A 20,052-nucleotide genomic window follows, 5' to 3' on the forward strand; every position below is an offset into this window, starting at 1 on the left:
CATGAAATCCGGCCTATTCGTATCCCCGCGCAGGCGGAGATCCAAAGTAACAAAGCGCGGCGCCTGCGGCTCTGGATCCCCGCCTGCGCGGGGATACGGTCCACTTAACGCCTTACGCCACCAGCGCCCCATGGCAGTGCTTGTACTTGCGCCCCGAACCGCACGGGCACGGCGCATTGCGGCTGACGCGGCCTTCCCAGCTGGCGGGGTCGTCGCCCAAGTCCTCGTCGGGCTGCGGCGCTGCCATCTGCAGCATCGGCACGCGGGTGGTGACGAGGCCCGGCGTCCCCTCCCCGCCCCAGCTGTCGTCCTCGCCGGTCAACGGGTCGATATGCATCGTCAGGAAATCGGGCAGCTCGGGAAGCTCGGGCGGCGCCTGGAAGTTGAAGTTGGCGTGCGCCATCGTCCGGGTCACGTCCTCGCGGATGCTGGCAAGCATCCGTTCGAACAGCGCGAACGCCTCCTGCTTATATTCGTTGATCGGCGTCTTCTGCGCGTACGCACGCAGGTGGATGACGGCGCGCAGCGCGTCGAGCATCGCCAGATGCTCCTTCCAGTGATGGTCGAGCGTCTGGAGCAGGATCGACTTTTCGATCTGGGTCCAGCTTTCGGCATCCAGTTCGGCCGACTTCGCATCGACCAGCGCGTCGGCGTCCTTGCGGATGCGCTCTTCCAGCGTCTCCGCGTCGAGGCCGTCCTCGTTCGCGATCCAGTCGGCGACCGGCGCGTCGACGCCCAGCAGCTCCTGCGCCCGCTCGCGCAGCCCTTCGACGTTCCACTGTTCGGGGTAGCTGTCGGGCGGCACGGCGTCGCCGACGACGGTGTTGACCGTCGCGTGGCGCATGTCGACCACCACGTCGCCGACCGTCTCTGCGTCCATCACGTCGGCGCGCTGTTCGTAGATGACCTTGCGCTGGTCGTTCATCACGTCGTCATATTCGACGACCTGCTTGCGCACGTCGTAGTTGCGTGCCTCGACCTTTTTCTGCGCGGTTTCGATCGCACGCGACAGCCACTTGCTGCCGATCGCCTCGCCATCCTCGATATTGTTGCGCATCATCTTCGCAAACAGCGTATCCGGCCCGAAAATCCGCAACAGATCGTCGTCGAGGCACAGGTAGAAGCGCGACAGGCCCGGATCGCCCTGCCGCCCCGAACGGCCGCGTAGCTGGTTGTCGATGCGGCGGCTTTCATGGCGTTCGGTGCCGAGCACGAACAGGCCACCGGCCTCCAGCACCTTCTGCTTTTCCTCGACGATCTCGGCACGGACGCGGGCCAGCGCGGCGTCATATTCGCTGGTGCCTTCGACCAGGTCGGGGTTCTCGTCGAGCATGCGGAACTCGGCATTGCCGCCCAGCTGAATGTCGGTGCCGCGCCCGGCCATGTTGGTGGCGATGGTCACCGCGCCCAGCCGGCCGGCCTGCGCCACGATATGCGCTTCGGATTCGTGATAGCGCGCGTTCAGCACCTTGTGGTCGACGCCCTCCTGCGTGAGGAATTCGGACAGCAGTTCCGACTTTTCGATCGAGACGGTGCCGACCAGCACCGGCTGGCCCTGCGACGCGTGTTCGCGGATCTTCCGGGCGATGGCGCGGAACTTGTCGTCCAGCGTCTTGTAGAATTCGTCTTCCTCGTCGACGCGGCGGACGGCCACGTTGGTCGGGATCGAGACGACGTTCATCTTATAGATGTCGAAGAACTCGGGCGCTTCGGTCGCCGCCGTGCCGGTCATGCCCGACAGCTTGGGATACATGCGGAAATAATTCTGGAAGGTGATCGAGGCGAGCGTCTGGTTCTCCGGCTCGATATTCACGCCTTCCTTCGCCTCGGCGGCCTGGTGCAGGCCGTCGGACCAGCGGCGCCCGTCCATCATGCGGCCGGTGAACTCGTCGATAATGACGACCTTGCCGTCCTTCACGATGTAATCGGTGTCGCGCTTGAACATCACGTTCGCGCGCAGCGCCTGGTTCACATGGTGCACGACCTGCGTATTTTCGAAGTCGTAGAGGTTGGCGCCGAACAGCAGCCCGGCATCCTCCAGCATCCGCTCCATCTTTTCGGTGCCGTCCTCGGTCAGCACGATCGACTTCTGCTTCTCGTCCTTCTCGTAATCGTCAGGACTCAGCCGCTTCACGATCTCGTCGACCGAGCGATACAGGTCGGACTTGTCGTCGGTCGGACCCGAAATGATGAGCGGGGTGCGCGCCTCATCGATCAGGATCGAATCGACCTCGTCGACGATCGCGAAATTGAACGGCCGCTGCGTCATCGACTGGCGGTCGAACTTCATATTGTCGCGCAGATAGTCGAAGCCGAATTCGTTGTTGGTGCCGTAGGTAATGTCGGCAGCATAGGCTGCCCGACGCTCGTGATCGGGGATGTTCGGCACGATCACGCCGGTGGTGAGCCCGAGGAAGCCATAGACCTGCCCCATCTGCGCCGCGTCGCGTCGCGCCAGATAGTCGTTGACGGTAACAACGTGGACGCCGTCACCCGGCAGCGCGTTCAGATAGCAGGCGAGCGTCGCGACCAGCGTCTTGCCCTCACCGGTACGCATTTCGGCAATCTCGCCGCGGTGGAGGACGATGCCGCCGACCATCTGCACGTCGAAGTGGCGCATGCCGAGCACGCGGCGTGCGGCTTCGCGGACGGTGGCGAAGGCTTCGGGCAGCAGCGAATCGAGTTTTGCGCCACCGGCCAGCTGTTCGCGGAACTTCGGGGTCTGCGCGGCCAGTTCCACGTCGGACATGGCGGTCAGCGTGGGTTCGAACTCGTTGATCTTGTTGACGATCGAACCGAGCGACTTGACGTAGCGGTCGTTGGACGACCCGAACAGCGATTTGGCGAGGCCACCGAACATGGATGTGCTTCCTTGGAATACGGAGCGCGCACCGCGACGGATTCGGCGGCTGCGCAGAGAGGCAAAAGGTCGGAAAAGCGCGAAGGGGCGCTATTCGTGCGTGCGCAGCGTCCGGTCGCGCACCGCGACATGGGGTGCGGGCGTCAGGAACAGCGGCTGCGGCTCGCCGACCAGCGGCTGCAACGGCCGTAGCGTCGCAGGCGTCGGCGCCTCGACGATCGCCACCGCGATCTGCCCCGCCACCGCTTGTGCCGCCGCCACGTGCCGTGCGTTCGCGACTCCCACGCCGGGGAGCAGGCCGGTCAGGCCCGTCAGCAGCGCGGAAAGGAACAGCAGCAAACGCAAGCGATACGTCCGAACGTTATGGTTTCGCGACGGGGCGCCCGGCGCAAGCGGGTGAGACATAGGGACGCGACGGCACGGCGTCCACCCAGTCCGCATCACTTATCGGTCAGCAAGCCCGGCGTCGATCCGGGAAGTTGCCAAGTGAAGGACATCCGCCATCGGCCCGTGGTGGCCGCCCCCTTCACGTTGGTCGCCGGGCGAAACCTGCTGCGTTCGAGCATCAGTCGGCAGGTTGTGCCATCAAGCAGCGCGCTGCCGCTCGATTCAACGGTCCGGCAACCGGTCGGCTTGCCCGTTCGGCCGATCTGCATCTCGACCCGGGTGATACCTTGCTCTTTCAACAGCAGCGCATCGGTCGGATAGTCGTCCGGAACGACCCACGTTTCGGGATCGACCGGCTGCGGGTCGGTTTGCGCCAATACCCCACCACCACAACAAAGCGTTGCAACCGCCGCGCCCATGCGTAGGAACCGTCGCATCCTCATCCCCTGCCCCATATGGGGTGCAGGCTAGACCGGACACCGCGCCCATGTCGACTGCCGTCTCCCCGCTCGCCACGCCCTTTCCCGCGCTGCCGCCGATCGGCGGGGTAACGCTGCGGGTCGCGCGGGCGCAGTACAAGAATTGGGATCGCTGCGACCTGACCTTTGCGACGCTGGCCGAAGGGACGGCGGTGGCGGGGGTGCTGACCAACAGCAAATGTCCCTCGCCCGAGGTAGAATGGTGCCGCCGCGCGCTGGTGCTGGGGCGCGCGCGGGCGCTGGTGGTCAATGCGGGCAATTCGAACGCCTTTACCGGCGACCGGGGCCGTGCCGCGGTCGAGGCGATCGCGGCACGCACGGCGCAGGCGATGGCGTGCCAGCCATCGGACGTGTTCGTAGCCTCGACCGGGGTGATCGGCGTGCCGTTGCCGATCGACAAGGCCGAGGCCGGGCTAGACGCAGCGTTCGTCGCCGAACCCTGTGGCTGGGAAGCGGCGGCCGAGACGATCGGGACGACCGACACCTTTACCAAGGGCGCGTTCACGACCGCGAAGGTCGGCGACCGGACGGTCAAGCTGGCCGGGATCATCAAGGGATCGGGCATGATCGCGCCCGACATGGCGACGATGCTCGGTTTCATCTTCACCGATGCGGCGGTCGATCCGGCGTTCCTGCAAGCTGCGCTGGAGGCGGCCAATCGCCAGAGTTTTTCGTGCATCACGGTCGATGGCGATACCTCGACCAGCGACACGGTGCTGGCGTTCGCGACCGGTGCTGCGGGCGGCGAGCCGATCGCGTCGTTCGACGATGACGGCGCGGATGCCTTCGCGGCGGCGCTGCACGACCTGTGCCGGCAACTCGCGCATCTGGTGGTGCGCGATGGCGAGGGCGCTTCGAAGTTCATCGCGGTGACCGTCGAGGGTGCGGACAGCGACGGCAGCGCGCACCGCATCGCCATGAGCATCGCCAACTCGCCGCTGGTCAAGACCGCGATCGCGGGCGAGGACGCCAATTGGGGCCGGGTGGTAATGGCGGTCGGCAAGGCGGGCGAACCGGCCGACCGCGACAAGCTGGCGATTCGGTTCGGAACAACGCAGGTGGCCGAGGGCGGCCTAGCGGTCGCGGGCTATGACGAAGCGCCGGTCGCGGCGCATCTTAAGGGCCAGGAGGTCGAGATCGGCGTGGACCTGCACCTCGGCGAAGGGCACGCGACGGTGTGGACCTGCGACCTGACGCATGGGTATATCTCGATCAACGCCGATTATCGGAGTTGATGGCGCAACCAATCTTCGCCTTTGACTTCCTGCGTGAAAGGAACGTCGGGGTATTGGATCAGTAAGGACTGCTGCCGCGCGCCAACGGGGAAATCGCAACCTGCGCTGGGATGCCGTTCAAAGCTGCGCGTCGAGTGGCTCGATCGAAAGCATCTCGTCGAGAATGACAAGTCCGGGATACAGGCGGAAGTGGTCATATCCCGGATTTGATCGACCTTTCTTTTTGACCGCCTGCCGTCCGACGAAGCGAACCTTGTAGAGGCGGCCATACCACAACCCCTTACTTCCGCGGGGTTTGGTAAAAGGCTTCAGCGCTTCGCGAGTGTTGAACCATGGTCGCAGAACTGCAGGATCCAGATCGGGACGGGTGGTCGCGCCCTCGGCGAAGGATTGCCCTTCGAACTCGTCGATCCAGACGCCTTCATAAATGCGCGGCAGGTCGGTATCGACGCAAATCCTGTCGCCGCGATAGACGAGCGATTTGCGGCTGCCTTCCCCCACCTCGCGATGGCACGGTGGGGGTCGATAGATGCGCTGTGGCGGTGCTACCTGTAAAAGCAGCGCCGCCAGCAGCATCAGCTCAGTTCACCCTCGAGCCACGCCTTCAACTGGCTCTTCGGGCGGGCACCGAGCAGATCGGCAACTGGCTGGCCGTTCTTGAACAGCTTCAACAGCGGGATCGACTGGACGCCCATCGACCCGGCGGTGTCGGGGTTGGCCATGATGTCGATCTTGGCGATCGTCACCTTGTCACCCAGTTCGTCGGCGATTTCCTCTAGCGCGGGGGCAATCATCTTGCACGGGCCGCACCAGTCCGCCCAGAAATCGACCAGCACCGGCTTGTCGGATTGCAGCACGTCGGCGGAAAAGCTGGCGTCGGTAACGGTCTTGGTCGGCATGGGAATCTCCTTCTTACGCCAGTATCTATGGACGAGCGGTCAGCGGCTCAAGCTTCGCGGGACAAGCTTTGTTCCCCTGCCCCCAAGCCCGGCTTGTGCGCGTCGAGCAGCGCGGCGGGCAGGACGAAGAGTTTCGGCCCGGCGGTGTAGAGCAGCGCGGCTTCGATCGCCCGGTCGGGGAAGATGACGCGAAGTGCGGCGGCATAGGCGGCCATCTGCTTCAAGTGATAAACCGGAATATCGTCGATCGCGGACGGCACGCGGCGGCCGGTCTTGAAATCGACCACGCGGACGGTCGTCGCCCCGATGCACAGCCGGTCGACTGTGCCGGCCACGACCTGCGTGCCAACGACGGCGGCGATCGGCGCTTCGGCCAGCGCATCGGGGCCGAACAGGTTGGCGAAGGCGGGATCGTCGAGGATCGCCAGCGCGTCGCGCGTTACCCGCTGGCGCAGCGCGGCATCCTCCACCCCCGCCGCGCCGGCCAGCCAGCGCTCGGCGGCAGCGGCGCGGTCGGCGCGCGGCAGGTCGGGTAGCCGCTCGAACAATTGGTGGAGCAGCCGCCCACGCTCGGCGGCGGCGCGCATCGTGGCGGTCGGTGGCGGGTCGGCGACCTCGTCGTCGCCCAGCGCCGACGGGGCGAGCGGGCGCGGTGGACGGGCTTCGGCCGGGGCAGGCGCACGAAGCCAGTCGGGCGCAGGCGCGGTCGATGGGGTCGTCGTGGCACGGCGCGTGCGGGCGGCTACCGGTGCCTGCGGCGTCAGGCCGGTGAAGACGCGCTCGTCCTCCCCTTCGCTCACGCCCAATGCATCGAAGGCGGCGGCGGCGGCGCTGTACCAGCTGAGTGCGGGCGGGACGCCCTGACAACGCGCGGAGGGCGCGCCGGCGATAATCAACCGTTCCTCGGCACGGGTCGCGGCGACGTAGAACAGCCGCCAATGTTCTTCGAGTTCGCGCTGGTCGACCGCGGCGACGGCATCGTCTACGGGCGTGCCGCGCTCGCCGCTGCGCGGGCGGAAAACGGGGAACGCCGCACCGTCATGGCCTTGCGGAGTCCAGGCAACGATATCGCGGCGGCTGTTGGCGGGATCGATCGCGGCGTCGGCGAGCAGGACCAGCGGCGCCTGCAACCCCTTCGATCCGTGCGCGGTCATCACCCGCACCGCACCGCCCGCAGCACCGGCGTCACGCTTGATCTCCACCTCGCCGCGATCGAACCATTCGACGAAGCGTTGCAGCGACGACGTCGCGACGCTCTCGAACGACAGCGCGGCGTTGAGCAACTCGTCGATCGGGTCGCGCGCTTCCTCGCCCAGCCGCGCGATCAGCTTGCGGCGGCCATCGAGATCGCCCGACAGCAGCTCTTCGAGGAAGCGATAGGGCGTGGCGAAATCGGCGCGGCGCAGGATGCGCGACAGCGGCTCGACTGCGGTGCTGTTGGTCTGGCGCAAATGCCGCCAGAGACTCCCGCCTTCGCGTAGCGCGCCGGCCAGCAGTTGTTCCTGCGTCCAGCCGATCAGTGGCGAAACCAGCAGATTGGCGAGGCTCAGGTCGTCGTCGGGCTGGAGCGCGAAGCGGATCGCCGCCAGCAGGTCCTGCACCGCCAGCGGCGCGTCGAGCCGCAACCGGTCGACGCCCGCGACCGGCACCCCCTCCGCATACAACCGCGCGACGATCAGGGAGGCGAGGTCGCCGCGACGCTTGACCAGCACCATGATGTCGCCGGCCTGCAGCGTCCGGCCCTTGGATTCGAGCGGCAGCGTGCCGATCCAGCCCTTGATCGCGCGGGCGATCTGTTTGGCGATCATCCGGGTCGAATCGTCGACCCAGCCTTCCTCGTCGTCACCCGCCGCTTCGACCACGGTCGGTGCCCACAGGGTGACGGTGCCGGGACCGGGCACTTCGCTGTCATGCGTTTCAGGCGCGTCGATGCCCATGCCGGGCCCGGGCAGCGCGGCGATGGCGGCGTCGACGAACTCCAGCACCGGGCGCGTCGTACGGAAGCTGTGCGTCAGCGATAGCGTATCGAGTTCGCGGGCATCGCCGCGATATTCCGCCGGGAGGGCGGCGCGACGGGCGAAGTCGTGATGCGCCGCGCGGAAATAGATCGGGTCGGTGCCCTGAAACCCGAAGATCGCCTGTTTGTAATCGCCGACGACGAACAGCGTCCGCATCCCCGCCGCGCGCACCGCATCGCCGCTGAAATACTCCTCGACCAGCGACCGGACGATCGCCCATTGCTGCGGATTGGTGTCCTGCGCCTCGTCGATCAGGACGTGTTCGGTGGTCTGGTCGAGCTTGAAGCGGACCCAGTCGCCGATGCCGGGTTGCGCGAGCAGCTTCAGCGTCTCGCGGATCAGGTCGTCGAAATCGACCGCGCCGGCTCGCCGCTTGGCGCGGACATAGGCGTCGGCATAGGCGCGACCGGCCTCCAGCGCACCGGCCAGCGCATCGGCGTAAGCAGCCTGTGCGCGGATCGACAGCAGTTCGGCGGCGCGGGTGCCGACCGCATCGGCGAGGTCGTCATAGTCGGGTTCGGCGGCGAGCAGCTTGGCCGACGCCTTTTTCAGCGTATCCTTCTGGGTGAAGAACATCCCCCGCACGTCGCTTAGGCGCAGTGCGCGCCCGGCCGCCGGTTGCGCCAGCCAATCCATGATCGCGCCATGCAGCTTCTGCCCGGTCGCGGTGCCCCAGGCGCGATTGGCCTCGGCCAGCCGTTCGAGCGCGTCGCAGTCGAATTCGTCGTCGCTGCACGCGGCCGCGATCACCTCGTCCACGTCCCCGGACGGCAGATGGAAGGAGCGGCGCAGGAAGGGCTGGATGCCGCTCGGCAACTCCGCCATCGCCTGTGGATTGCGAGCACATTCGCGCAGGAAACCTTCGGCCGCGCCCTCGCCCATCCGCAGCGACATCGCGGCGATGGCGTCGCCGATCCGGGTCGACCCGCTGCGCTGTTCCTCGACCAGCAATTCGGCCAGCGCCTCGCGCGCCATGCCGGCTTCCTCGCGCGCTTCGAGGGGGCGGAAGCCGGGGATCAGCCCCGCCTCGACCGGAAAACCGGCGAGCAGGCTTTGGCAGAAGCCGTGGATCGTCTGGATACGGACACCGCCCCCCGGCGCGTCGAGGACACGCGCGAAAAGCGTGCGGGCGCGGGCAAGCAGCGCCGGGTCGTTCACATCTTCTCCCAGCGCGAAAAGATCGGCTTTCAACTCGGCGGTCGGCAACCGAACCCAGCGCGCCAGCCGGCTGGCCACGCGCTCGGCCATCTCCGCCGCCCCGGCCTTGGTGAAGGTCAGGCACAGGATCGCCGCCGGATCGACGCCGCGCAGCAGCAGGCGGAACACCCGCGCCGACAGGACGTGCGTCTTGCCGGTGCCCGCCGATGCCGACAGCCAGACATGGCGGTGCGGGTCGCTGGCCGCCGCCTGGTCGTTCTTCAACCGCTGGAGCGCGCGGACTTCACTCACGGCCATACCATTCGTCGCGGCGCATCAGCTGGTCATACTCGGCATAGGGGGCGTATTCGGGGACCAGCTTGGCCTTGAACGCTTCGTCGCCAGTCAGGAACCGGCCAACCGCCGCTTCAAAATGCGCCGCCGCCCGCGCGACGAACTCGGCGGTCGGCACGCGGTCCTTCGATCCGTCGGGCGACACCGGCGTCGACATCTTGCCAAAGCGGTCGCCGTCCTTGGTCAGCGACCAATATTCGAACGCGGTGGCGGTGCCGCCGACGCCCTTGAAGCAGCCGCGTTCCGCCATCAGCCCCAGCAGTCCCAGCTGCAGGCTGAAACCGGCAGCAACCGCCTTGGCGGTCGGGGCCTTCCCGGTTTTATAATCGATAATGGCTAGGCTGCCGTCTTGCGCCCGATCGATGCGATCCGCCTTGCCGGTCAGTTCGACCCCGGCGATCTCCAGCTTCCCGTCGCATTCGACGCCCGCGACGATCCGCCCCTCGGCCAGCTTCTCGTGGGTGAAGGCGGCGACCCAGTCGATCGCCTCGCGCAGCCGCGGTACCCATAGCGCGCGCAGCAGCGGATGGGTGCGCGGGTCGTCGGACAGCGCCTGCAACCGACGGCGCAGCTTGGCCGGATCGAGGCCGTCCTCCCGCGCCCAGCGTTCGAGCACGCCATGCACCGCCGTGCCGCGCCACGCCGCGGTCGGATCGGCATCGACCGCGTCCATCGGCGACAGCCGCAGCATCCGCCGCGCGTAGAAGGCGTATGGGTCGGCCTTCAACCGGTCGACCTCGGTCACCGAGATGCGGCGCGGGCGCAGCGCCACCGGCGGGCGCGGCGCCGGACGATCGGCGGCGGCATAGGCGGCGGGCGTATCGATCGCGCGTGCCCAGTCGCGCAGATGGCCGGCACGCTCCAGTCCGTCGTCCAGCGCCTGCAACCGCAGCCACAGCCGCGAGGCGATCGTCGGCGCAGTCGCGTCGCGCGCGGCGCGCGTCAAGATGACGTCGCGCGCACCCAGCGCCCCGGCAAAGTCATGCGCCGCCAAACCGATACGCCGCTCCAATCCAGGCAGCTTCAGGTCGGCACGGATACGCGGCGCCAGCCACGGGTCGGGCGACGGCAGCGCCGGCCACACCCCTTCGTTCAATCCGCCGAGGATCATCAGGTCGGCGGTCTGCAACCGCGCCTCGAGCAGGCCGAGAATGGCGAGGCGGGGATGCGCGCCCTGCGGCGGACGCACCGCCACTTCGTCGAGCAACGTCCGCAACAGCGCGGGCAGCACGCGCGGGTCGATCACCGGCGGACCGATCGCCGCCTGCTCCTCCAACGCCGCGATCAGTTCGGCTGCGGCGCGTCCTTCGGGACGGCTCCATGCCGCATCGCCGGCCAGTTCGCTGGCGGTTTCGCGCAGCAGCACCAGCAGCTCGGCCAGCGGCTGCGGCCCCGCGGCGAACGCCTCCGCCAGCGGGGCCAGCAACGGGCACGCCATGTCCCAGAACGACTGCGCCGCGGCACGGATCGCCGCGTCGCGCGGCTCTCCCTCGCGCAGATGGCGGTCGATCCCCGCCAGCCCCGGCGCCGGACGCGGCCCCCGCAGCGCGCGGTCGAGGCGGCGGACGCCGTCGAGCCACACGACGCGCGCCTCCGCCTCGCCGCTGCGCACCAGCGGGTGCTTGAGCAGCGCCAGCAACGCCACCGGCGCAAACCCCTGCGCCGCCGCCTCGACCAGCGCCAGCAGCAGCGTGCCCGGTGCCAACAGCGACAACGGCTGCCCGGCGGAATCATCGACGGTCACGCCCCAGCGCGCCATATGCGCCGCGACCCGGCGTGCCAGCATCCGGTCGGGCGTGACCAGCGCGGCGGTCCGCTCGGGCGTCTGCAATGCCTCACGCAGCGCGATGGCGATCGCCTGCGCTTCCTCGGCCGGGGTCGCGAGCTCGACCATGCGCACGCCCGACAACCGCCGGTCGGCGGCAGGCACGTCGATCCAGTGGTGGGTGCGATCGGCGGGGCTGAGCGCAGTGGCGATCGCCCGGCTGCGCGTCGGCGTCGCGTCATGCTCGCTCGCCGCCTGCCAGCGGACGAATTCGTGGCGATTGACGCCCATCCGGTCGAGCAGCAGCTTCAGGTGATATTGCGGATGGGTCTCGATCGACCGCCGCCGCCGCCCGGTCACCGGATCGGGATCGTGCGGCCCCAGCGACGCCCATTCGTCGTCGTCCATCGCGAGGTCGAGACCGGGCAGCACCACCATCCCGCGCGGCAATCCCGCCACGCAACGCTGGATGCGGGCGATGGCGGGCGCATTGGTCGCGATCCCCGCCGCGCAGACGAATCCCTTGGGCGGCTCGGCGCTCCACCGCGCGCACAGGCGTTTCAGCAACCGCGTCCGCCGCTCGGCAAGGTCGATCCGCCCCAGCGCCGCCAACTCACCCGGCCAGCGATCCAGCACGATGCGGAACAGTTCGAGCGAGCGCTCCCAATGCGCAGACAGCGCTTCGTCGAGGTTCAGGTCGCGCAACGCCGCCGGATCGACCTCCTCGACCAGCAATTGGTCGAGCGTCGCGGCAAGGTCGCCCGCCAGCCGCACCGCCTCCGCCCCGTCGACCGGCCGCCCGGCGCGCTGGCGTTCCTCGCTCACCAGCCGCGCGAGGATCATCCGCCGCGCGAGCGGATCGATCGCAGGCGGGATCGGCGCGGCGTCGGCCGGGTCGGCGAAGCTGCCCGCGCCTTCGTCCAGTTCGGGATCGCCGATCGCGACGAGGCGCGGCAGCAGCAACCCGCCGCCGCTGGCGCGCACGAACGCTTCCTGCACCGTCCGCTTGGCGCGGTTGGTCGGGACCAGCACCATGCCCTGCGCCAGTCCCAGCTGATCGCCGCCGAACCGACGGATCAGCCCGACCGCCAGCGCATCGGCGAACGCCCGGTGGATCGGGATGGTGTAGAGGCCGAGGCGCTTGGCCTCAGCCATCGGCAAGCACCGCTTCGGTCATCGGGATCGACGCCGGGGTGCCGACATCGAACCACAGCCCCTGATGCACCGCACCGAACGCGCGGCCCGCCTCGATCGCGCGGTTCCAGAACAGATTGGTGGAAAAGGCACCTTCCGGCCAGTCGGCGATGATCCGCGGCGACAAAATCTGGACGCCGGTGAACACGAACGGCGCCAGCCGGCCAGGCTTGCGGCGACCGGTGATGCGGCCCAGCGCATCGATATGGAAATCGCCCTGCCCGCGGTGGCCGTGCGCCAGCGCCTGCGGCACCAGCAGCAATAACGCGTCCATCTTCGCATCGTCCCATAGCGCGCTCAGCAACCGGATCGAATCGACCGGGCCGTCGACCCACAGATTGTCCGAATTGACGCAGACGAACGGTGCATCGCCGATCAGGTCGCGCGCCTTCACCAACCCACCGCCGGTTTCCAGCAGCTTTGCCCGCTCGTCCGACACCGCGACCTCGATGCCTTTCACCCGGTGTTTCAGATGCGCTTCCATCGCGTCGGCCAGATAGTGGACGTTGACGACGGCACGCTTCACCCCCGCCCCGCGCAACCGGTCGAACACGTGGTCGATCAACGGCTTGCCCGCGACCTCGACCAGCGGCTTGGGCCGCATCGCGGTCAGCGGGCGCATCCGCTTGCCGAGGCCCGCCGCCATCACCATCGCGGTTTCGGGCACCGCCGCACTCGGGTGGGGGCGGATCGAACGGAGCGTGGTCATGCGAGTTCCTGCGGATCGCCGCGCTTGTGCGGCGGGATGTTGAGGTCGAACCAGCGCGCGACGCCGGCCAGCGCCGGATGGCCGAGGTCGCGTTCCAGATAGCGCCAGACGCGCGGGCACAACGCGCCATAGCGCAGCTTGCCGTCGCGCCGCCACAACCGGGTGAAGATGCCGAGGATCTTCGCGTTCCGCTGCGCGCCGAACAGGTGATAGGCCGCGTCGAACCCGTCGCCGACCCCGGTCGATTCGCGGTAGCGGGCGAGCATCGACGCCTCGACCATCGCCGGGACGTCGCGCCGCGCATCCTGCAACAGCGATACGAGGTCATAGGCGGGATGCCCGGCCAGCGCGTCCTGGAAATCGAGCAACCCCAGCCGGGTATCGTCGAGCAGCATCAGGTTTTCGGCATGATAGTCGCGCAGCACCGTCACCACCGGCATCTCGGGCAGCGCATCGAACGCCGCATTCCACGCCGCGCGATACCCGTCGGCATCGACCGACAGGCCCAGCGCATCGCAATACCATTCGATCAGCAGATCGGCCTCGCGCAGGATGAACGCGCGGTCATAGGGCGGGACCGGCGCCGCCTCATGCCGTTGCAGCCGCAGCAGTTGGTCGATCGCCGCGGCATAGAGCCGGCCTTCGCTCTCGGGCGCGGCATCGACCGTCTCGCGCATCCGCATGTCGCCGAAGTCTTCCAGCAGCATGAAGCCGTTGTCGGGATCGTCGGCAAGGATCGCGGGCGCGGAAAAGCCGCGATCGAGCAGCCACGCCGCCATATGCGCGAACTTGCGGGTGTCCTCGGGCGGCGGCGCGTCCATCAGCACCGCGCTGCGTCCGACCTCGATCACGCGGTAATAGCGGCGGAACGACGCATCGACCGCCAGCGGCAAAATCTCCGCATCGGCCCATCCAGCGGCGGCGAGGAAAGCGGGTGCCGCATCGCGCGGGTTCAGGTCAGCGGCCATCGGCTTTCCCAAGCGTCCGGCACCCGCGCTGTCAAGCGCCGCCCGCCTGCTTCGTCGAACGTCAGCGACAGCCAGAGCGCCTCGGGCCATGGATCGTTGCCCAACCGCTCGGGCCATTCGACCAGCAACGCGCCATCGTTTAGCGCATCGTCCAGCCCCAGCTCGCGCGCTTCGTCCGGCTCCTCGATCCGGTAGAGATCGACATGCAGCACGCTCATCCGGATTTCGGGCGGGTCGTACGGCTGGACGATCGCGAAGCTCGGCGACGGTGCCTCCCCCTCCAGCCCCAAAGCCGCCAGCACGCCGCGCGCGATGCTGGTCTTGCCCGCGCCCAACGGCCCCGACAGCGCGACCACGTCGCCCACCCGCAGCACCGCGGCGATCGCGACGCCGAACGCGTGCGCGGCGGCTTCGTCGGGCAGGTGCATCACGGCTCGCGCGGCAGGTCGATCGTGACCAGCGTGCCCATGCCCTTTTCCGACACCAGCTCGATCGTGCCGCCATGCGCCTCGACCGCCTGCCGGGCGAGCGGCAGGTCGAGGCTAAGCGCCCGTTCGCCGACCCGCGCCGCGCCCGCCTGCGCGAACCGGTCGAACGCGCGCGCGACCGCGTCCTTCGACATGCCCGGACCATCGTCCGACACCACGATCCGCGCGCGCTTGGTATCGCCATCGACGTGCAGCAGCACGCGCCCGCCCTGCCGCAATCCGCCGATCGCATGGTCGAGCAGATGGCCGACCGCCTGTCGCAACCGGCGCGCGTCGCCCAGCATCACGCCCGCCGACGGCGCGATCTCCACCGCCAGTTCGACACCGCGCGCCGCCGCCGCCGTCCGCGCGGCATCGGCTGCTTCGCCGGCGATGATCTTCAGCGGCACCGTGGCGCGGGCGACCGGCGTCGTCTCGTTCGCGGTGAGGTCGAGCGTATCGTCGATCAACCCGCCCAGCCGCTCGACCGATTCGAGGATCGCATCGGTATAGCGCCCGCCATCCTCGCTCAGCTTGCCGGCATAGCCCGCTTGCAACATCTCGGCGAACCCCTTGATCGAGGTCAGCGGGGTGCGCAGTTCGTAGCTCATCGATGCGACGAACGCGGTCTTCACCCGGTCGGCCGCCTCCAGCGCCTCGTTGCGGTCGCGCAGCGCCTGTTCCATCCGCCGGCTGTCGGAAATGTCGAGCATCGTCAGCAGCGCATTGCCATCGGGCAGCGGCACCGCGCCAAACTCGTAATGCCGTCCGTCGGCCATCGCGAAACGGCCCGACCGCTGCATCCGCTGCTGCGTGGCGAAGCGGACCAGTTCGGGGATCAACGTCGCCCGGCCGGGATTGGCGAGGCTGTCGGCGACCCGCTCGGCCAGCGCATCGACCCGCGGATGGCCGTCGAGGAACGCATCGTCCAATCCCCAGACCTGCCGGAACTTGGCGTTCCAGATCTGCAACCGGCCATCGGCGGCGAACACGCCCAGAGCCTCGAACAGATTGTCGAACGTCGCGGTGCGCACGCGCAGCAGCGTGTCGCGCGCGCTGGCCAATTGCACCTGTTCGGTGCGATCCTCGAAGATCAGCAGCAGCCCGCCTTCGGGCAGAGGCTGCGCCACGACGCGCAGGTGGGTGCCACCAGGCAAGTGCCATTGTTCCTCGATCGCCCCCTCGGCCGCGCGGAACCAGTCGCGCCGCTCCGCCTTCCAGCCCGGAAAATCTCGGACCTCGGGCAGGCGCTTGGCTTCACGCATCCGGTCGAGCACGCGATCGAACTCCGGACGGTCCGCCAGCCACTCCGGTTTCATCGCAAAGGTGCGGCCGAAGGGCTGATTGTAGAATACCAACGTGCGGTCAGGCGCAAACTGCGCCACCCCTGCCGACAGCCGGTCGAGCATCGCGCGCTGCGCATCGCGGCTGCGCTTGAGCTTGGCGCCCGCTTCCTCGATCTCGTGCACGTCGATCGCGAAGCCGCCGGTGCCGCCGTCGCGCAGCGGCATGTCGTGCACGCGCAGCATCCGCCGCTCGCCGCCGATCGTCGCGGGCATCGCCGCTACTTGCGGCTGGCCGGTATCGCGCGCGATCGACGCGCTGGCGAGCGGCCCGCCCATGCCGACACCCTCGACCAGTTCGACCTGGCGGCCGATCACCGTCGCGGCATCCTCGGCATCGACGGCGCGGACATAGGCGGTGTTGACCATGGCAAGGCGCAGGCTGTCGTCGCGATACCACATCGGCATCGGCGCGGCTTCGATCAGGCTGGAAAGCGCCTCGAACGCCGCGCGATATTCCTCCGCCTCGGCGCCCAGCGTCGCGATCTCGTCATGAAATTCGGTCGCGTCGAAGAACCAGACCAGCACCCCGCCCGGCGTGTTGAGCGCCGCCGGCGCCCGCTCGCCGATCGCGAACAGCGACCGCGCCGAACCCGTGGCGCGCACGACGGTGCGGAACGGCCGGCCGCCGCGCATCGCCGCGTTGACCGCGTCGATCAACCGGTCGGCGCTGCCGGGCTCCAGCCCGCTGTCGGGATCGCCCAGATCAGCCAGCATCGCCGGCGCCTCGACCCGCCCCAGCCGATCGACCAGCGGCGCGTCGAGCGACAGCCGCCCATCGGCCCGCACCACCATCGCCAGTGCCGGCGAAGCGGCCAGCGTCGACCGCAGCGAATCGAACGACGCCGCATCGACCAGCGCCTGCCGCCGCGCGGCCAGCCCGGCATAGAGCATCCAGCCACCGACACCGACCAGCAGCGCCAGCACGACGCCGCACAGGACGGCGGTCAGGAGGGAAACGGTGATCAAGCGGACGCCTCGCGGGGCAACGGAGGGACGGAGATGGGCACATCCCTGCCTAGTCGCTGCCGCCCATATAAAAAAGGGGCAGCGCCGGATGGCGCCGCCCCTTTTGTCGCGATCGGACGACGTGTCGCCGCCGTTCCCGCGACGGACGTTACATCTTCACCCGCGCACCGGCGAAGAAATAGCGGCCGATGATCTGCTGGATATAGGTCGTGTCGGCGATATCCGCCTTCTGCCCCAGCACGTTGTTGATGCCGGTGTAGAATTGGAACCGGTCGGTCGCATCGACACTGACGTAAATATCGTGCTGCCACATTGCCTTGATGTATTTATATTCCGGCGCCACGACGTCCGGATTGCTCTCGTTCGTCAGGTTGGAATAGCGCAACGTCTTGTCCATGAAGTTGACACCGTAGTTGACGGTGACATTCTCCAGCGACCAGGTCAGGTCGGCGTTGGCGCTGTACTTGGGCGCACGGAAGGACGCTTCCTGCCGATTGTTGGTGACCGGAGCACCCGGCGTGCCGATGAACTCCAGCTTGTCGAGATAGTTGCCGATCAGCCGCAGATTGAACCGCCCCACCGAACCGGCATCGAACGCATAGTTCATGTTAACGTCCAAACCGGCGGTGCTGAACCGGGCGACGTTCTGCGGTGCGACGACGAAGCTGGTGATATTGCCGACCGCCGCCGTGTTGCTGGTGACGTTGGTGCGGGTGATCGAGCGGCAGAACACGTTGTCGAGCGTCGCCTGATCGACGCACAGCCGGGCGACCTCGTTCGCCGCAACCGTGTTGATCGCGCCGCGCAGGTTTATGTCGTACCAATCGGCACGCAGCGACAGACCCGGAATGAAGCGCGGCTGGAGAACGGCACCCGCGGTCCACGTCGTCGCCTCCTCCTCGCGCAGGTCCGAGTTACCGCCCGAGAAGCCCGAGATGTTGGTCGTGCGCGCGTCGACGTAATTGGCCGGATCGGCGACGCCCAGACCGCTCAGCAGCGTGCGGCAATTCGCCGCGCGGGTCGCGGTGCCGTTCTGCAATTCAGCCCGGTCGCATGGATCGGTGATGAAGGCGAAGGTCTGCGACTGGCCGGCGAACAGTTCGCCGATGTTCGGTGCGCGCACCGCCTTCGAATAGGTGCCGTTGAACGTGATGTCGCGGACCGGCGCATAGGTGCCGTTCACCTTCCACGTCGTGGTGTTGCCGATCGTCGAATAGTCCGAGAAGCGGATCGCCGCGCCGAAGCTCAGCCGATGGGCGAACGCCATGTCACGCAGAACCGGTACGTCGAGTTCGGCGAACCCTTCCTTGACGTCGAACTGACCCTCCTCGCGTCCCAGCGAGTTGGTGAAGGTCAGCCCTTGCGCCGCAATCGGATCGGGAATGAAGCGGCTTTCTTCCTTGCGATACTCGGCGCCGAGCACGAAATTGACCGCACCACCCGGCAGTTCGAAGAACTGGCCGAAATCCCCGGATACCGATCCCGACACGACATGCTGACGCAGCCGCGACCGGTCGGTCGTCGTCGCGCGCACGAAATCGAGTGCCGCCTGGCTGGGCGCACCGTCGCCGAACAGGTTGAGCGGCACGCACTCACCCGGACGGAAGGTCGTCGGATTGACGACGCTGCGGCTGGCGAAGGGCTGGTTGGGTGTCCAGTTCGGATTGAGGTTCGCGCGGCAGGTGATCTGCCCCGTGGCAGAGTCGCGCACCGCATCGAGCGCAGCATAGAACCGGTCGTTGAAGGTGTTGTTGACGTACCGGTTCGAAATGTCCGCCTGACCGAAGACATAGGACAGTTCGTAGCTGGCGTGGCTGTTGATCTCGCCCTTGGCACCCACCACGCCGCGATAGACCTCGCGGGTGATCGTCTCACCCCGCTGGCCGATGTCGAAATTGTCGCGCGTCACCAGCACGCCGCCATTGCCGAGGTTCGGCAGACCGGCGGGCAGGAACGGATTACCGTCCTCGACCAGCAGATAATAGTCGAACGACGGCTGCCCCAGCGTGAACGACTTGTTGCGCGCATATTTGCCTTCGGCGAACAGCGTCAGCGCCGGCGACACTTCGAAATGCGTGATCGCATTCACGACATGGCGGTCGATCCGCGGCAGCAGGTCGTTCTGGTAATCCGCGACGCGGGTACCACTGCCACCCTGCGAGAAACCGGGGCGCAGTACGGTGCCGAGGCTGAACGGAACCAGTTGCCCTGTGCCGTTGACGATAAAATCGGGCTGGCCATCGAAATCGACGTCGATCCCGCCTTCGCGCGCAGTATCGTTGTAGCGGACGTCGCGCGTCGGGACATTGTCGGGGATGCCGTTGCTGGCACCGCCGGTATAGCCGGGCCTGAATTCGGGATCATTCGGATTGCGATAGAAGCCGACCAGCCCGTTACCGCGAAGTTGGGCGCGATCGCGCGCTTCAAGCCGGCTTTCGGACCCATATTCATAGGCGAGCGCTACGTTGCCACGACCATCGGCGAAGTTCTTGCCAGCGGTCACCGCCAGCAGGCGCCGGCCCGCATCGCCACGTTCGGAGATACCGGCCTGTGCACGCGCAGTGATGCCTTCGAAATTGCGCTTCAGGACGAAGTTGACCACACCAGTCACCGCGTCCGCGCCATAGACCGCCGATGCGCCGCCGGTCAGAACGTCGAACCGTTCGACCAGGTCGCTGGGGATGGTGCCGATATCGATCGCCTGCGTGCCCGGAACCGACGCCACCTGCCGGCGTCCGTCGATCAGCACCAGCGTGCGATCGGTGCCAAGGTTGCGCAGGTTCAGCGTGTTCAGACCCGAACCGCCGATGCCGACCCCGCTGCCAGCCGTGTCGGCCGAAGTCGTCGATCCCTGCAGTGCCGGGACCTGTGCCAGAATGTCGGTCAGGTTGGTGCTGCCCGACTGCTGGATCGCCGCGGCGCTGATCGAGACGACCGGGCTGGGCGATTCAAAATCGGGGCGACGGATACGGGTGCCGGTGACGACGATATCTTCGCCGTTGCTGGCGTCCGCCGGGGTCTGCGCTGCGGGGTCCGCGGGGATCGGCACATTGTCGGTGTTGCCCGGTGCTGCGGTCTGCGCGCCGGCCGAAGCGGCAACAACCAGCGCGGCAATCGCGAGAGCGCTGCGGGCCGCGCTGGAGCGCAGGCGCGACGTGGAAAGCTTCATGGACGAACCCCTTTTACAAGTTACGCGTATTCTTCATCGATACGCTTTTCTCGTCGGCATCAACCTTCGGTATGCCGCGGCGGGTCCGTGCTGCGACAT

The 20,052-nt window shown here is 67.7% G+C and carries 13 protein-coding genes; 1 reads left to right on the forward strand and 12 read right to left on the reverse strand.

Annotated elements, in window-relative coordinates:
- Positions 1 to 112: 112 nt before the first annotated feature.
- The 3 genes from secA to MF610_RS02950 form a co-directional block, all read right to left on the reverse strand.
- Positions 113 to 2,860, reverse strand: coding sequence for a preprotein translocase subunit SecA (secA, locus tag MF610_RS02940; protein ID WP_242192603.1), 2,748 nt, complete (start codon positions 2,858 to 2,860; stop codon positions 113 to 115).
- Positions 2,861 to 2,950: 90 nt separating this feature from the next.
- Positions 2,951 to 3,205 carry a hypothetical protein gene (locus MF610_RS02945; RefSeq protein ID WP_242192604.1) on the reverse strand — a complete coding sequence of 85 codons (255 nt, stop codon included), beginning with the start codon at positions 3,203 to 3,205 and terminating at the stop codon, positions 2,951 to 2,953.
- Between the two features lie 95 nt (positions 3,206 to 3,300).
- Positions 3,301 to 3,666 carry an energy transducer TonB gene (locus tag MF610_RS02950; protein WP_242192605.1) on the reverse strand — a complete coding sequence of 122 codons (366 nt, stop codon included), beginning with the start codon at positions 3,664 to 3,666 and terminating at the stop codon, positions 3,301 to 3,303.
- A gap of 68 nt (positions 3,667 to 3,734) precedes the next feature.
- On the opposite strand from MF610_RS02950, the gene argJ reads away from it, so the two are divergent.
- Entirely contained in the window at positions 3,735 to 4,961 is a 1,227-nt protein-coding gene (argJ, locus tag MF610_RS02955) for a bifunctional glutamate N-acetyltransferase/amino-acid acetyltransferase ArgJ (RefSeq protein ID WP_242192606.1), read from the forward strand.
- Positions 4,962 to 5,078: 117 nt separating this feature from the next.
- Here the strand turns inward: argJ and MF610_RS02960 are convergent, their stop codons facing one another.
- The 9 genes from MF610_RS02960 to MF610_RS03000 form a co-directional block, all read right to left on the reverse strand.
- A complete protein-coding gene (locus MF610_RS02960) occupies positions 5,079 to 5,537 on the reverse strand; it encodes a hypothetical protein (protein ID WP_242192607.1) in 459 nt (152 codons plus the stop codon).
- Positions 5,537 to 5,860, reverse strand: a complete 324-nt coding sequence (gene trxA / locus MF610_RS02965; RefSeq protein WP_242192608.1) for a thioredoxin — start codon at positions 5,858 to 5,860, stop codon at positions 5,537 to 5,539. Before trxA ends, MF610_RS02960 begins: the two co-directional genes overlap by 1 nt.
- A gap of 47 nt (positions 5,861 to 5,907) precedes the next feature.
- A complete protein-coding gene (gene addA, locus MF610_RS02970) occupies positions 5,908 to 9,333 on the reverse strand; it encodes a double-strand break repair helicase AddA (RefSeq protein ID WP_242192609.1) in 3,426 nt (1,141 codons plus the stop codon).
- On the reverse strand, positions 9,320 to 12,289 hold the full coding sequence (gene addB / locus MF610_RS02975; protein WP_242192610.1) for a double-strand break repair protein AddB: 2,970 nt from the start codon (positions 12,287 to 12,289) through the stop codon (positions 9,320 to 9,322). The genes addA and addB overlap by 14 nt, the downstream gene beginning before the upstream one ends.
- On the reverse strand, positions 12,282 to 13,037 hold the full coding sequence (locus MF610_RS02980; RefSeq protein WP_242192611.1) for a nucleotidyltransferase family protein: 756 nt from the start codon (positions 13,035 to 13,037) through the stop codon (positions 12,282 to 12,284). The genes addB and MF610_RS02980 overlap by 8 nt, the downstream gene beginning before the upstream one ends.
- A complete protein-coding gene (locus MF610_RS02985; RefSeq protein WP_380870659.1) occupies positions 13,034 to 13,993 on the reverse strand; it encodes an aminoglycoside phosphotransferase family protein in 960 nt (319 codons plus the stop codon). Before MF610_RS02985 ends, MF610_RS02980 begins: the two co-directional genes overlap by 4 nt.
- Positions 13,990 to 14,433 carry a tRNA (adenosine(37)-N6)-threonylcarbamoyltransferase complex ATPase subunit type 1 TsaE gene (gene tsaE, locus MF610_RS02990; protein WP_242192613.1) on the reverse strand — a complete coding sequence of 148 codons (444 nt, stop codon included), beginning with the start codon at positions 14,431 to 14,433 and terminating at the stop codon, positions 13,990 to 13,992. Before tsaE ends, MF610_RS02985 begins: the two co-directional genes overlap by 4 nt.
- Positions 14,433 to 16,709 carry a sensor histidine kinase gene (locus tag MF610_RS02995; protein WP_422635941.1) on the reverse strand — a complete coding sequence of 759 codons (2,277 nt, stop codon included), beginning with the start codon at positions 16,707 to 16,709 and terminating at the stop codon, positions 14,433 to 14,435. The genes tsaE and MF610_RS02995 overlap by 1 nt, the downstream gene beginning before the upstream one ends.
- A gap of 223 nt (positions 16,710 to 16,932) precedes the next feature.
- Positions 16,933 to 19,953 (reverse strand): TonB-dependent receptor plug domain-containing protein, encoded by a 3,021-nt coding sequence (locus MF610_RS03000; protein WP_242192615.1) that lies wholly within the window; start codon positions 19,951 to 19,953, stop codon positions 16,933 to 16,935.
- Positions 19,954 to 20,052: the final 99 nt, after the last annotated feature.

Origin of the sequence: Sphingomonas hankookensis, assembly GCF_022664465.1 — a bacterium.
Classification (GTDB): domain Bacteria; phylum Pseudomonadota; class Alphaproteobacteria; order Sphingomonadales; family Sphingomonadaceae; genus Sphingomonas; species Sphingomonas hankookensis.